Origin of the sequence: Magnetospirillum moscoviense (genome assembly GCF_001650635.1) — a bacterium.
GTDB lineage: Bacteria > Pseudomonadota > Alphaproteobacteria > Rhodospirillales > Magnetospirillaceae > Magnetospirillum > Magnetospirillum moscoviense.
On record NZ_LWQU01000188.1, the window covers coordinates 1 to 11,482 of the forward strand.

13 protein-coding genes are annotated in these 11,482 nt (G+C 65.1%); 9 read left to right on the forward strand and 4 right to left on the reverse strand.

Annotated elements, in window-relative coordinates; genetic code table 11:
* Nucleotides 1-114: 114 nt before the first annotated feature.
* The 4 genes from A6A05_RS18045 to rpsD form a co-directional block, all read right to left on the reverse strand.
* On the reverse strand, nt 115-747 hold the full coding sequence (locus A6A05_RS18045; RefSeq protein WP_156521136.1) for an indolepyruvate oxidoreductase subunit beta: 633 nt from the start codon (nt 745-747) through the stop codon (nt 115-117).
* 14 nt (nt 748-761) lie between these two features.
* Nucleotides 762-2,615 carry a thiamine pyrophosphate-dependent enzyme gene (locus tag A6A05_RS18050; RefSeq protein WP_068504277.1) on the reverse strand — a complete coding sequence of 618 codons (1,854 nt, stop codon included), beginning with the start codon at nt 2,613-2,615 and terminating at the stop codon, nt 762-764.
* A gap of 229 nt (nt 2,616-2,844) precedes the next feature.
* Nucleotides 2,845-3,231, reverse strand: a complete 387-nt coding sequence (locus A6A05_RS18055; RefSeq protein ID WP_068504279.1) for a response regulator — start codon at nt 3,229-3,231, stop codon at nt 2,845-2,847.
* A gap of 186 nt (nt 3,232-3,417) precedes the next feature.
* Nucleotides 3,418-4,035 (reverse strand): 30S ribosomal protein S4, encoded by a 618-nt coding sequence (rpsD, locus tag A6A05_RS18060; RefSeq protein ID WP_068504280.1) that lies wholly within the window; start codon nt 4,033-4,035, stop codon nt 3,418-3,420.
* A 531-nt stretch (nt 4,036-4,566) separates the two neighbouring features.
* On the opposite strand from rpsD, the gene A6A05_RS18065 reads away from it, so the two are divergent.
* The 9 genes from A6A05_RS18065 to A6A05_RS18105 are packed head-to-tail and all read left to right on the forward strand — an operon-like array spanning nt 4,567 to nt 11,394.
* Nucleotides 4,567-5,559, forward strand: coding sequence for an FAD:protein FMN transferase (locus A6A05_RS18065; RefSeq protein ID WP_068504295.1), 993 nt, complete (start codon nt 4,567-4,569; stop codon nt 5,557-5,559).
* A gap of 5 nt (nt 5,560-5,564) precedes the next feature.
* The gene (locus A6A05_RS18070) at nt 5,565-6,077 is read left to right on the forward strand and encodes a SoxR reducing system RseC family protein (protein WP_068504282.1); all 513 of its coding nucleotides are present in this window, start codon (nt 5,565-5,567) and stop codon (nt 6,075-6,077) included.
* A gap of 13 nt (nt 6,078-6,090) precedes the next feature.
* Nucleotides 6,091-6,672 (forward strand): electron transport complex subunit RsxA, encoded by a 582-nt coding sequence (rsxA, locus tag A6A05_RS18075; RefSeq protein ID WP_068504284.1) that lies wholly within the window; start codon nt 6,091-6,093, stop codon nt 6,670-6,672.
* Nucleotides 6,673-6,685: 13 nt separating this feature from the next.
* A complete protein-coding gene (locus tag A6A05_RS18080) occupies nt 6,686-7,225 on the forward strand; it encodes an RnfABCDGE type electron transport complex subunit B (protein ID WP_068504286.1) in 540 nt (179 codons plus the stop codon).
* 15 nt (nt 7,226-7,240) lie between these two features.
* Nucleotides 7,241-8,725, forward strand: coding sequence for an electron transport complex subunit RsxC (gene rsxC / locus A6A05_RS18085; RefSeq protein WP_068504288.1), 1,485 nt, complete (start codon nt 7,241-7,243; stop codon nt 8,723-8,725).
* On the forward strand, nt 8,722-9,804 hold the full coding sequence (locus A6A05_RS18090) for an RnfABCDGE type electron transport complex subunit D (RefSeq protein ID WP_068504290.1): 1,083 nt from the start codon (nt 8,722-8,724) through the stop codon (nt 9,802-9,804). Before rsxC ends, A6A05_RS18090 begins: the two co-directional genes overlap by 4 nt.
* Nucleotides 9,801-10,415 carry an electron transport complex subunit RsxG gene (gene rsxG / locus A6A05_RS18095; protein ID WP_068504291.1) on the forward strand — a complete coding sequence of 205 codons (615 nt, stop codon included), beginning with the start codon at nt 9,801-9,803 and terminating at the stop codon, nt 10,413-10,415. The genes A6A05_RS18090 and rsxG overlap by 4 nt, the downstream gene beginning before the upstream one ends.
* Entirely contained in the window at nt 10,415-11,086 is a 672-nt protein-coding gene (locus tag A6A05_RS18100) for an electron transport complex subunit E (RefSeq protein WP_068504292.1), read from the forward strand. The genes rsxG and A6A05_RS18100 overlap by 1 nt, the downstream gene beginning before the upstream one ends.
* 14 nt (nt 11,087-11,100) lie before the next feature.
* Nucleotides 11,101-11,394 carry an RnfH family protein gene (locus A6A05_RS18105; RefSeq protein ID WP_068504293.1) on the forward strand — a complete coding sequence of 98 codons (294 nt, stop codon included), beginning with the start codon at nt 11,101-11,103 and terminating at the stop codon, nt 11,392-11,394.
* The last annotated feature ends 88 nt before the right edge of the window (nt 11,395-11,482 follow it).

The following is an 11,482-nucleotide window of genomic DNA, read 5'->3' on the forward strand; positions in this document are numbered from 1 at the left end:
CAGCCTCGCTGTACGCCTCGCCGACACCCCAAGAAAGCGAAAACGCCAAGTGTGTGCGCTATGTTAACGCCTATGGGCGCAGGCCTCCCCCTGGTGCAAAGGAATGAGGCTGCCTTATCCGTTTGCCGCCTTTCCGAGGGCGCTGGCGGCCCGCTCGGCGGCGGCCCGGCCCATTTCGAAGGCCTTCTGGTTGGCCTCGACCATGGCCGGCTTGCGCGCCCGGAAGCGGCCGATGATCTGTTCTTCCAGATCGGCGGCCGGGAAGGGCAGGTAATCGGCGATGGCGCCCAGCATGATGGTGTTGACCAGCTTGAGGTCGCCCAGTTCCCGGGCGATGGCGCCAGCGTCGAAATCATAGACGGTGACGCCGGCGGCCCGCATCTGCGCCACCGGGTCGTCGGGATACTTGAACAGGCCGATGGAAACCACCGGCGGGGTCAGGCGGATGGTGTTGACCATCGCCACGCCGCCCGGGCGCAGCATGTCGGCCCAGCGCGAGCCTTCCGCCACCTCGAACCCGACCAGGATGTCGGCGGTGCCGGGCGTGATGACCGGCGACCACACCTTCTTGCCGAAGCGGACATGGCTGGTGACCACGCCGCCGCGCTGGGCCATGCCGGCCACTTCCGACTTCTTGACGTCGTAGCCCTTGGCGATGGCGGTCTGGGCCAGGATTTCGGCGGCGGTCATGACGCCCTGGCCGCCGATGCCGCAGACCAGGATGTTGGTGATGACGTCGTTGTTCATGAAGGCCATTCCTCTCACTGCACCAGGACCGGGACCGCCGGCACGATGGCCTTGGGTCCGCAGGATTCGACACACATGTGGCAGCCGGTGCACATGGCGGTGTCGATGGTGGTGAACTTCAGTTCGTTGACCTTGCCGTCGGGCCGGGTCTTGGATTCGCTGCGCGAGACGGTGATCGCCGGGCAGCCGACATTGATGCAGTTGCCGCAGCCGGTGCAATCCTGATCGACCACCTTGTAGGGCTTGAACTTCTCGTAGAACTCGCTCAGCACGCAGGGCTGGTCGGTGATGATCACACTGGGCTCGTGCTGTTCGATCTCCTCGCGGATGGCCTTGAACAGGACCGGCAGCTGATAGGGGTTGACCTTGCGGACCCGCTCGGGCTTGACGCCCAGGGCCTCCACCAGCTTGACGAAGTCGACCCGGGGGGCTTCGCCGCCATCCAGCGCCTTGCCGGTGCCGGCATGGTTCTGGCCGCCGGTCATGCCGGTGGTGCGGTTGTCGAGGATCAGGGCGGTGACGTTGCCCTTGTTGTAGACAATGTCCAGCAGGCCCTGCATGCCCATGTGCAGGAAGGTGGAATCACCGATGACGGCGACCACCGCCTTGTCCTTGGTCTCTTCCGAGCGGGCCTTGTCCATGCCCAGCGCGATGCCCATGCTGGCGCCCATCGAGATGGTGGAATCCAGCGCGTTCCACGGATGGCCGGCACCCAGGGTGTAGCAGCCGATATCGCCCGAGATCTGCACCCGCTTCCTAAGGCGCGACAAGGTGTAATAGACGCCCATGTGCGGGCAGGCCGGGCACATGGTCGGCGGGCGGGGGAACGGGTCGATCTTGGGATAGGTAGTGGCCGGCGGTGGCGTCTCGCCCCGGAAGGCGAAGATCGCCGGGATCAGGATGTTGGGGGTCAGCTCGCCCAGGCGCGGCAGGATGTCCTTGCCATGCACGTTGGTCAGGCCGGCCGCCTTCAGCTCGTTCTCGATCAGCGGTTCGGTTTCCTCGGCGACCACCAAGGTCCCGACGCTGGCCTGGAAGGCGCGGATCTTCTCGATCGGCACCGGATAGGTGAAGCCCAGCTTCAGGACCGGCGCCTCGGGGAAGCTTTCCTTCAGATGCATGAAGGCCGGCCCCGAGGTGACGAAGCCGATGCGGCGGTCCGATCCGTCGTCGATCACGTTCAAGGGCGAGTTCTCGGCGGCGGCGCGAAGCTTGCCCTCGCGCTCCATCTGCTTGGGTAGCATGCCCTTGGCGTTGGCCGGCGTCATCACCCAGCGCTTGGAATCCAGCTTGAAGCCGGAAATGGCGCGCGGATCGCGTTCGCCCACCGTCACCATCGCCTTGACGTGGCAGACCCGAGTGGTCAGGCGCAGAATGACCGGGGTGTTGAAATTCTCGGACAGGTCGAAGGCCAGCTTGACCATGTCATAGGCTTCCTGGCTGTCGGCCGGTTCCAGCACCGGGACATGGGCGAAGCGGCCCCAGAAGCGGGAATCCTGCTCGTTCTGCGACGAAGACAGCCCGACATCGTCGGCCACCGCCACCACCAGGCCGCCGACCACGCCGGCCAGGGTCTGGGTCATGAAGGCGTCGGAGGCGACGTTCATGCCGACATGCTTCATGGCGCAAAAAGCCCGCGCCCCCGACATCGAGGCGCCGATGGCGACCTCCATCGACACCTTCTCGTTGACCGACCATTCGGCATAAAGGTCGGGATAAAGGGCGACGTTTTCCAAGATCTCGGTGGACGGCGTTCCGGGATAGGCGGCGGCGACTTTACAGCCGGCCTCCCACACACCTCGGGCAATGGCTTCATTACCCGACAACAGCAGGCGGCTGGCGGCTTTGGCCTGAACGGCAGCGGACATGGACTCTCCTCACCCTCTTTGACAAAGGCTGCCCCGTCTTGCACCGTTTGCCGACGTCCGCCGATGCGGCGTGTCATCGAAAACGGCTGAAAACAAGGGCTTGGCCCGGCTTGACGTCCGTAATGACGTGATACGGATTTCGCGGCGACGACACTATCATCGTTGCACGCTTGCTCCCAAGAGGAATGCGCATCCGCCAAGGCCGCCTTGATTTCAGGCAAGGGAAGGATCAGGTGAACCGCTTCAAGGCGCTGAGTTCACGCACCAATTCCTCGAAGGTGGCGCGCTTGTACAAGACGGCGGCGGCGCCGTTGGCCAGGAACTCCTCGCGGTCGCGCTGGCGTTCCGAGCCGGTGACGATCACCACCGGCACATCGGGGCGCGCCGAATCGGTCTTGATGCGGCGCAGGACCTCAAGGCCGGGCTCGCCGTCTAAGATGCCGTCCAGCAGGACCAGATCGACCGGCGCCGAGCCTAAATAGGCGATGGCTTCGTCGCCGTTGAGGGCGCGGCGCACGATCGACGGAAAGTCCTGCTCCGTCAGCGCGATTTCCTCCAGCAGCGCGTCGCCGCTGTTGTCTTCGATGATCAGGACGTTCAATGGAGCCTGTTCCATCGTCCCCCCACATATTTCCAGCCCCACTAAAAATGGTACCCCCGAAAGGAGGGGGGTGTGAACCAAATTGTTGAGGAGTCATGGCGGCAATGCGCGTAGCGCAACTGTCGGTGTGGCGGGCATAAGAAAAACGCGCTGCCTTGCGGCAGCGCGTCGTTTTCGGACCGGTCTTTCCTTCGCGGGCGTTTAGCGCGAATAGAATTCGATGACCAGGTTGGGTTCCATCTGGCAGGGATAGGGAACGTCGGAAAGCTTGGGGGCGCGGATGAACTTGCCCTTCATTTCCTTGTGATCGACTTCCAGATATTCCGGGACATCGCGCTCGGGGCTGCCGGCGGCTTCCAGGATGATGGCCAGGTCCTTGGACTTCTGCTTGATCGAGACGACGTCGCCGTCCTTGATCTGGTAGCTGGCGATGTTGACGCGCTTGCCGTTGACCTGCACGTGGCCGTGATTGACGACCTGGCGGGCCTGGAACGGGCTGACGGCCAGCTTCATGCGATAGATGACGGCGTCCAGGCGGCGCTCGAGCAGCTCGATCAGGTTCTCGGAGGTGTCGCCACGGCGGCGCACGGCCTCGTCATACAGCTTGCGGAACTGCTTTTCCGAAATGTTGCCGTAATAGCCCTTCAGCTTCTGCTTGGCCATCAGCTGGGTGCCGAAGTCGGAAGGCTTCTTCCGGCGGGCGCCGTGCTGTCCGGGCGGGTTTTCCTTGCCGCGAGCCAGCGGGCTCTTGCCGCGGCCCCACAGGTTGACGCCCAGGCGGCGATTGATCTTGAACTTTGCTTCAGCGCGCTTGGTCATTCCAAGGGCTCCTTATAAGTCTGTCCCGGCTGTCGCCGGTTGGGGTTTGTCCCGATAGGCCTTGGTCCGGCATCCCTGCCGGGGCGGGATGGACGCATGGCTGCGCCACCCTCGTTCTCGGGAATGAAGCGCGGCTTATAAGGGGACGGGACGGGCCTTGTCAACAACAACAGGCAGGGCGGCGCCGTCCCGAGCCGGGCGGGTGCCCCACTCATCTCGCAACTGCACAATGAATGAGCATGACCCCCGAACGGGTGGGCGCACAACAAATTGGCATTTATTTCTGTTGGGCGGCAGTCAATACATGCCTTCTACCCGAAAAGGCAGGTTCACTGCAGTTCATGCTTCGAATATGGCAAAAAAATGTCTAGTCTTCCTGCAGCGAGTCTTGCAAGATGGCGCTGCATTGCAATACGATACCGAAATCGGTACCGAAATGCGTAATTTATGTATTGATGCTGAATCGCATCGCGCTGCGTGGCGGCCTTCGGGGGCTGCCGTTGGTTACTTAGGTCTGGAGGGTTGCCGTTCATGTCCGTGACGTTCACTCGCCGTCGTGCGATTACCGTGCTGGCCGCCGCCGCCGGTCTGCCGCTGTTGCTAAACGCCACCGGCGCCGAGGCGCGGCTGGTTCGCTGGGAAGGCACCACGCTGGGGGCCAAGTCGACCATCCAGCTGTATCATAAGGACGAGGCCAAGGCCCGTGCCGCCATCGATGCCGCCCTGGCCGAGCTGGCCCGGCTGGAAGCCATGTTCAGCGTCTATCGTGCCGATTCGGCGCTGTCGGCCCTGAACCGCGACGGCGTGCTGGCCGACGCGCCGGCCGAGTTCGTCGAGATGCTGACCCGCGCCCTGCACCTGGCCGAGATCAGGGGCGGTATCTACGACCCGACCATCCAGCCGGTGTGGCAGACCTATTTCCGCCACTTCACCAGCCCCGGCGCGTCCGCCTCGGGTCCGTCCCAGGCCGATCTGGCCGCCGCCATGGCGCTGGTCGACTGGAAGGGTGTGAAGATCGACGGCAACCGCGTGTCGTTCGCCAAGCCGGGCATGGGCCTGACGCTGAATTCCGGCGCCCAGGGCTTCATCACCGACCGCGTCGCCGCCGTGCTGCGCGACCACGGCTTTTCGCAGATGCTGGTGGACATGGGCGAGCCCCGCGCCATGGCGCCCAAGCCCGACGGTTCGGCCTGGCGCATCGGCATCGCCAATCCGGCCAACCCGGACCAGGCGATCACCCATCTTGACGTGGTCGATGCCTGCGTCGCCACCTCGGGCGGCTATGGCACCGTGTTCGACGACGCGGCCCGCTTCACCCATCTGATCGACCCGCGCACCGGCGCCACCGCTCCGGCTCTGGCCAGCGTCTCGGTGGTGGCCAAGACCGCCACCCAGGCCGACGGCCTGGCCACCGCCATGCTGCTGGCCGAGCCCGAGAAGCGTCAGGCCATCCTGAAGGCCGGCGGCGGCGAACGTGCCCTTTACGTCACGCCGGCGGGCGTGGTGGCCTCGGTCGAGGCGTAAGGCGGATGCAGGCTCCGGGTTCCACCCTGCCCAGTCCCGACGATCGCGAACTGGTCGAGGGCTTTGCCCGCGTCGTCGCGGTCGAGCCGGGCCGGGTGTGGCTGGAGCCCGAGCAGACCAGCTCGTGCGGCGGCTGTCATTCGGCCGGCTTGTGCGGGGTGGGCAGTCGCAACCCGAAGCGGCTGGAACTGCGCCGGTTCGCCCTGGGCGGCGATCTGGGCCTTCAGATGGGCGAGCGCGTGGTGGTCGGCATCCCCGAGACCTCGCTGTCGCGGGGCGCGCTGGTCGCCTTTGGCGTGCCCTTGGTGTTCCTGGCGGCCGGCGGCATCGCCGGTCAGGAATTTGGAAGAAGTGACGGCCTGGCGTTTGTCGGTGCCGTGGTCGGTTTGGCGGTGGGATTGCTGGTGTCGCGTGTTCTGGCGTCTGTGATGACCGCGCGTGGCCAGTTGACGCCCCGGTTCCTGCGGCGGGCCTATCAGCCCGCCCAAGGGGCGAGCTGTTCACCGGATCAAGGATAAGGGAAGGTCTTCGATGGAACATTATATCCTGCTGTTCATCAGCGCGGCCTTGGTCAGCAACGTCGTCCTGATGCGGTTTTTGGGTCTGTGCTCGTTCATGGGTGTCACCACCCGCGTCGACACGGCTCTCGGCATGGGCGCCTCGACGACCTTCTGCATCACCATCTCGGCGATGATCGACTGGGGCATCGAATATTACCTGCTCGAACCCTATGGCCTGGGCTACCTGCGCACCGTCACCTTCATCCTGGTGATCGCGGCCGCCGTGCAGTTCACCGAAGCCACCGTGCGCAAGGTGTCGCCGACGATGTTCCAGCTTCTGGGCATCTATCTGCCGCTGATCACCACCAATTGCGCGGTGCTGGGCGTCAATCTGCTGCTGGTCGAAGGCCACATGAACTTCATCGAGAGCACGCTGTTCGCCCTGGCCTCGTCCTTGGGCTACAGCCTGGTGATGGTGCTGTTCGCGGGCCTGCGCGAACGTCTGGCCCTGGCCGACGTGCCTAGGCTGTTCGCCGGCCCGCCGATCGGCTTCATCACCGCCAGCCTGCTGGCCCTGGCCTTCATGGGCTTTTCCGGCATGAGCACCAACTAGGAGGACCGCGATCATGTTGCTGGATGTTGGAAGTTTGGCGGTCATGGGCGTGACCCTGGGTGCGGTTCTGGGAACGGCGGCGAAGCTTTTGGCGGTGCCGACCAACCCGCTGGAAGACGAGTTGCAGGCCCTGCTGCCGGGTTCGCAATGCGGCCAATGCGGTTTCGTCGGCTGCTCGCAATATGCTGCCGCGCTGGCCAAGGGTGACACGCCGATCACGCTGTGTGCGCCGGGCGGCAAGGGCACCATCGAGGCCCTGGCCAAGAAACTGGGCGTCGAGGCCAATGCCGACGACCACGAAGAGCAGGCCCCGCAGCACGCCCACATCAAGGAGGATCTGTGCATCGGCTGTCTGCGCTGCGTGCAGGAATGCACCTCGGACGCCATCGTCGGTGCCAACAAGCAGCTTCACACCATCATCGTCGACCAGTGTCACGGCTGCGCCAAGTGCTTCAAGGTCTGCCCGACCGAAGCCATCGAGATGTGCACGGTGCCGGTGACCATGGCCGCCTGGCACTGGGGCAAGCCCCAGTCCGAGCCGGCCCACCACTGACGGGAGCCTTGTAAGATGAAACTGTTTCCCGTTCGCGGCGGCATCCACCCCGAATATCGCAAGGAACGCACCGCCGAGCAGGCGATCGTGACCCTGCCGATGCCGGCCGCCCTGTACATCCCGCTGCAGCAGCATATCGGCGCCGCCTCGGAAGCGATCGTCGCCGCCGGCGATAGTGTCAAGAAGGGCCAGGTCATCGCCAAGAGCGGCGGCGTGGTCTCGGCCGCCGCCCACGCGCCCACCTCAGGGCTTGTGGTGGCGGTGACGGAAGTGACCGCGCCGCACGCCTCGGGTCTGCCGCTGATCACCATCATCATCGAGCCGGACGGCAAGGATGAATGGGCCGACGATCTGCCGGCCCCGATTGCCGATCCCTTCGCCGCCGATTCCAAGGTGATCCGCGACCGCGTCGCCGCCTCGGGCATCGTCGGCATGGGCGGCGCCGCCTTCCCCAGCGCGGTCAAGCTGAACCTGGGCACCCAGCACAAGCTTCAGACCCTGCTGATCAACGGCGCCGAGTGCGAGCCCTATCTGACCTGTGACGACCGCGTGATGCGCGAATTCGCCGACGAGGTCATAGACGGCGCCCGCATCATGGCGCATGCCCTGGGCGCTCCGAACATCGTCATCGGCATCGAGACCAACAAGCCCGCCGCCATCGAGGCGATGGGCAAGGCGGCCGCTGCCCACACCAACATCACCGTGGTCGGGGTGCCGGTGCAGTACCCGATGGGGTCGGAACGCCATCTGGTCCAGGCCATCACCGGGCTGGAAACCCCGGCCCGCAAGCTGACCGCCGATCTGGGCGTGGTGGTGCACAACGTCGCCACCGCGCGCGCCGTGCACAAGGCGGTGCGCCTCGGCCAGCCTTTGGTGCGCCGCGTCATCACCGTCTCGGGCGGGGCGGTCGCCAGGCCCTCGAACGTCGAGGTGCCGCTGGGCACCATGGTCGCCGATCTGGTCGCCTTCTGCGGCGGCTTCACCCAGCCGCCGCGCCGGGTGGTCAATGGCGGTCCGATGATGGGCCAGCCGCTGCCCAGCCTGGAAGTGCCGGTGGTCAAGGGCATGTCGGGCATCCTGGGCCTGACCACCGAGGAAACCGGGGAAGAGCCTGCGAAGCCCTGCATCCGCTGCGGCACCTGCGTCACCATCTGCCCGTGCGGGCTGGTGCCGGTGGAAATGGCCCGCTTCATCAAGCACGACAGGCTGGACGACGCAGCCAAGTGGGGCGTGACCGATTGCGTGTCGTGCGGCAGCTGTTCCTATGTCTGCCCGTCGCACATTCCGCTGGTCCATTACTTCAACTATGCCAAGGGTGCGCTGTCGGCCGCCGATCGTGAACGTCGCCGGCTCGACACCATCAAGGGCCTGGTCGAGAACCACAACGCCCGTATCGAGAAGCAACAGGCCGCCAAGAAGGCCGCCGCCGCCGCGGCTGCCGCCGCCAAGGCGCAGGCCGCCCAGGCTTCGACCACCGATGACGACAAGGCCAACGCATGACGACCGCATATAACGACCGCGCCGCGCCGTTCACCCACGCCCCTGTCAACGTCTCGAAGACGATGTTCACGGTGCTGGCGGCACTTGCGCCCGCGACCTTGTTCAATCTGTGGATGTTCGGCTGGCCGGCCATCTTCTTGTTCCTGGTCACCGTCGGCGCCTGCGTCGCCTGCGAGGTGATCTGTGTGCGCCTGTCGGGCGGATCGGCCGACAGCGCCATCGGCGACGGCTCGGTGTTGATCACCGGCTGGCTGCTGGCGGTGTCGTTGCCGCCGTGGGCTCCGTGGTGGATCGGCGTGGTGGCGGCCGTGTTCGGCGTCGCCTTGGCCAAGCATGCCTTTGGCGGCCTGGGCCAGAACGTCTTCAACCCGGCCATGGTCGGCCGCGTGGTGGTGCTGGTGTCCTTCCCGGTGCAGATGACCGCCTGGGTTGCGCCCAAGCCGCTGTTCGGGGCCGGTTCGCCCGGGTTCCTGGAAAGCCTGCATTACACCTTCGGCCGCGACGTCAGCCTGGATGCCATCAGCCAGGCCTCGCCGTTGGGCTTCATCAAGACCGAGCTGGCCCGCGGCATCGCCGTCGACCAGTCGATGGCCAATGCGCCGGGGCTGATGGACCTGATCCTGGGCTTCCATCCCGGCTCGATGGGCGAGGCCTCGGTCCCGCTGGTCCTGGCCGGCGGCCTTTACCTAATGTGGAAGCGCATCATTTCCTGGCACATCCCGGTGTCGCTGCTGGGCACGCTGTTCGTGATGGGCGCATTGTTCAACCTGGTCGATCCGGCCCGCTTCTCGAGCGGCCTGTTCCATCTGGTCACCGGTGCCTCGTTCCTGGGCGCCTTCTTCATCGCCACCGACTACGTCACCTCGCCGGTGTCGAAGAAGGGCCAGATCGTCTTCGGTGTCGGCATCGGCTTGCTCACCTGGATCATCCGCACCTTTGCCGGCTATCCCGAGGGCATGGCCTTCGCGGTCCTGCTGATGAATTCGCTGACGCCCATCATCGATCAACATTTCCGTCCGCGCGCGTTCGGCCGCACCTCGAAGGGTGAGCCGCTGCCGGTCAAGGGGGGAGAGCAATGAGCGCCGCCGCCATCAAGCCGACCTGGGTCCACGCCTTCATCCTGGGTGCCTTCTGCACCGGGTTCGGGGTGTTGCTGGCCGCCACCGACATCGTCACCCAGGAGCCGATCAAGGAACGCGCCCTGGAAGACAAGATGAACTCGCTGGGTCTGGTGATCCCCAAGTCGATCCACGACAACAATCCCGTGACCGATGCCGTCACTTTTACCGGCACCGACGGCAAGGCCCAGACCGTCTACCGCGCCATGATGGCCGGCAAGGTTACCGGTGTCGCCTATGAAGTGATCGCCCATGGCGGCTATGCCGGTCCGATCCGGCTGATGCTGGGCGTCGACCCCGACGGCAAGATCCTGGGCGTGCGCGTGATCGCCCATAAGGAAACCCCCGGTCTGGGCGACAAGATCGATGCCGCCAAGAACGAGTGGATCACCCGCTTCACCGGCCTGTTCCTGGGCAATCCCCCGGCCGAGAAGTGGAAGGTCAAGAAGGATGGCGGCCAGTTCGACCAGTTCTCGGGCGCGACCATCACGCCGCGCGCCGTGGTCGGCGGTATCCGCCATGGTCTGGAATATTTCGCCGCGAACAAGGCTAGCATGATGGAGGGGCGCTGATGTCCACCAGCTACGGACGAATCGTCAAGGATGGCCTGTGGGACAATAACGGCGTGCTGTGCATGCTGTTGGGCATGTGCCCGACCATGGCCATGACCGGCACCGCCACCAACGGCTTCGGCATGGGCATCGCCACCGCGGTGGTGATGGCCGCGTCGAACATGATGGTGGCGATGTTTCGCAACTACGTCACCCACGAGGTGCGCATTCCGGTCTACATCCTGATCGTGGCGGCTAACGTCACCTTCGTCGATCTGGGCATGAATGCCTGGATGCACGAGCTTTACAAGGTGTTGGGCCTGTTCATCCCGCTGATCGTCTCGAACTGCCTGCCGCTGGCCCGCCTGGAAGCCTTCGCCGCCAAAGAGCCGGTGCTGCCGTCGCTGGTGGACGGCACCTTCATGGGCCTGGGCTTCACCTTGGCCCTGACCGCCATTGGAGCCGTGCGCGAACTGATCGGCCAGGGCACCTTGTTCGCCGACGCCTCGCTGCTGCTGGGGCCGGCCTTCAAGTTCCTGGAAATGCGGGTGATGCCGGAAGACATGGGCATCCTGGTGCTGATCCTGCCACCGGGCGGCTTCCTGGTCGCCGGCTTGATGGTGGTGGCCAAGCGTATGGTCGATCTTGCCATGGGCAAGGAGATCAAGATGGCCGGCGCGCACAGCGTTTAAGGAAAGGGCGGATTATGAAGATCACCATCGTTTACGCCCTGCCGACCAAGCAGACCGTGCTGACGACCGAGGTCCCGGACGGCGCCACCGTTCAGCAGGCGTTGGACAAGTCGGGCATCCTGATCCGCTGCCCCGACATCGACCTGGAAGCCCAGAAGGTCGGGATCTGGGGCAAGGTCGCGGCTTTGGACGCGGTGCTGGAGGACGGCGCCCGCGTCGAGATTTACCGTGCCATCACCGTCGATCCCAAGACAGTCAAGCGCCGGCCGCCGCCGGCCAAGCCGGCCGCTCCCACCGAAGGGGGCTGATGCTTCGAAATAAAAGGCTCTATTCGTGAATCGTATTGACGGTCACGCCCCCATGGCGGCGGCGAGGCAATATCGCGCGGTCGGGTCC

Coding starts and splice junctions, on each gene's coding strand:
- A6A05_RS18070 (WP_068504282.1), top strand. CDS start 5,565: ATGCAGGCTCCGGGTTCCACCCTGCCCAGTCCCGACGATCGCGAACTG.
- A6A05_RS18050 (WP_068504277.1), bottom strand. CDS start 2,615: ATGTCCGCTGCCGTTCAGGCCAAAGCCGCCAGCCGCCTGCTGTTGTCG.
- A6A05_RS18055 (WP_068504279.1), bottom strand. CDS start 3,231: ATGGAACAGGCTCCATTGAACGTCCTGATCATCGAAGACAACAGCGGC.
- A6A05_RS18090 (WP_068504290.1), top strand. CDS start 8,722: ATGACGACCGCATATAACGACCGCGCCGCGCCGTTCACCCACGCCCCT.
- A6A05_RS18045 (WP_156521136.1), bottom strand. CDS start 747: ATGAACAACGACGTCATCACCAACATCCTGGTCTGCGGCATCGGCGGC.
- A6A05_RS18065 (WP_068504295.1), top strand. CDS start 4,567: ATGTCCGTGACGTTCACTCGCCGTCGTGCGATTACCGTGCTGGCCGCC.
- rpsD (WP_068504280.1), bottom strand. CDS start 4,035: ATGACCAAGCGCGCTGAAGCAAAGTTCAAGATCAATCGCCGCCTGGGC.
- rsxG (WP_068504291.1), top strand. CDS start 9,801: ATGAGCGCCGCCGCCATCAAGCCGACCTGGGTCCACGCCTTCATCCTG.
- A6A05_RS18105 (WP_068504293.1), top strand. CDS start 11,101: ATGAAGATCACCATCGTTTACGCCCTGCCGACCAAGCAGACCGTGCTG.
- A6A05_RS18080 (WP_068504286.1), top strand. CDS start 6,686: ATGTTGCTGGATGTTGGAAGTTTGGCGGTCATGGGCGTGACCCTGGGT.
- rsxA (WP_068504284.1), top strand. CDS start 6,091: ATGGAACATTATATCCTGCTGTTCATCAGCGCGGCCTTGGTCAGCAAC.
- rsxC (WP_068504288.1), top strand. CDS start 7,241: ATGAAACTGTTTCCCGTTCGCGGCGGCATCCACCCCGAATATCGCAAG.
- A6A05_RS18100 (WP_068504292.1), top strand. CDS start 10,415: ATGTCCACCAGCTACGGACGAATCGTCAAGGATGGCCTGTGGGACAAT.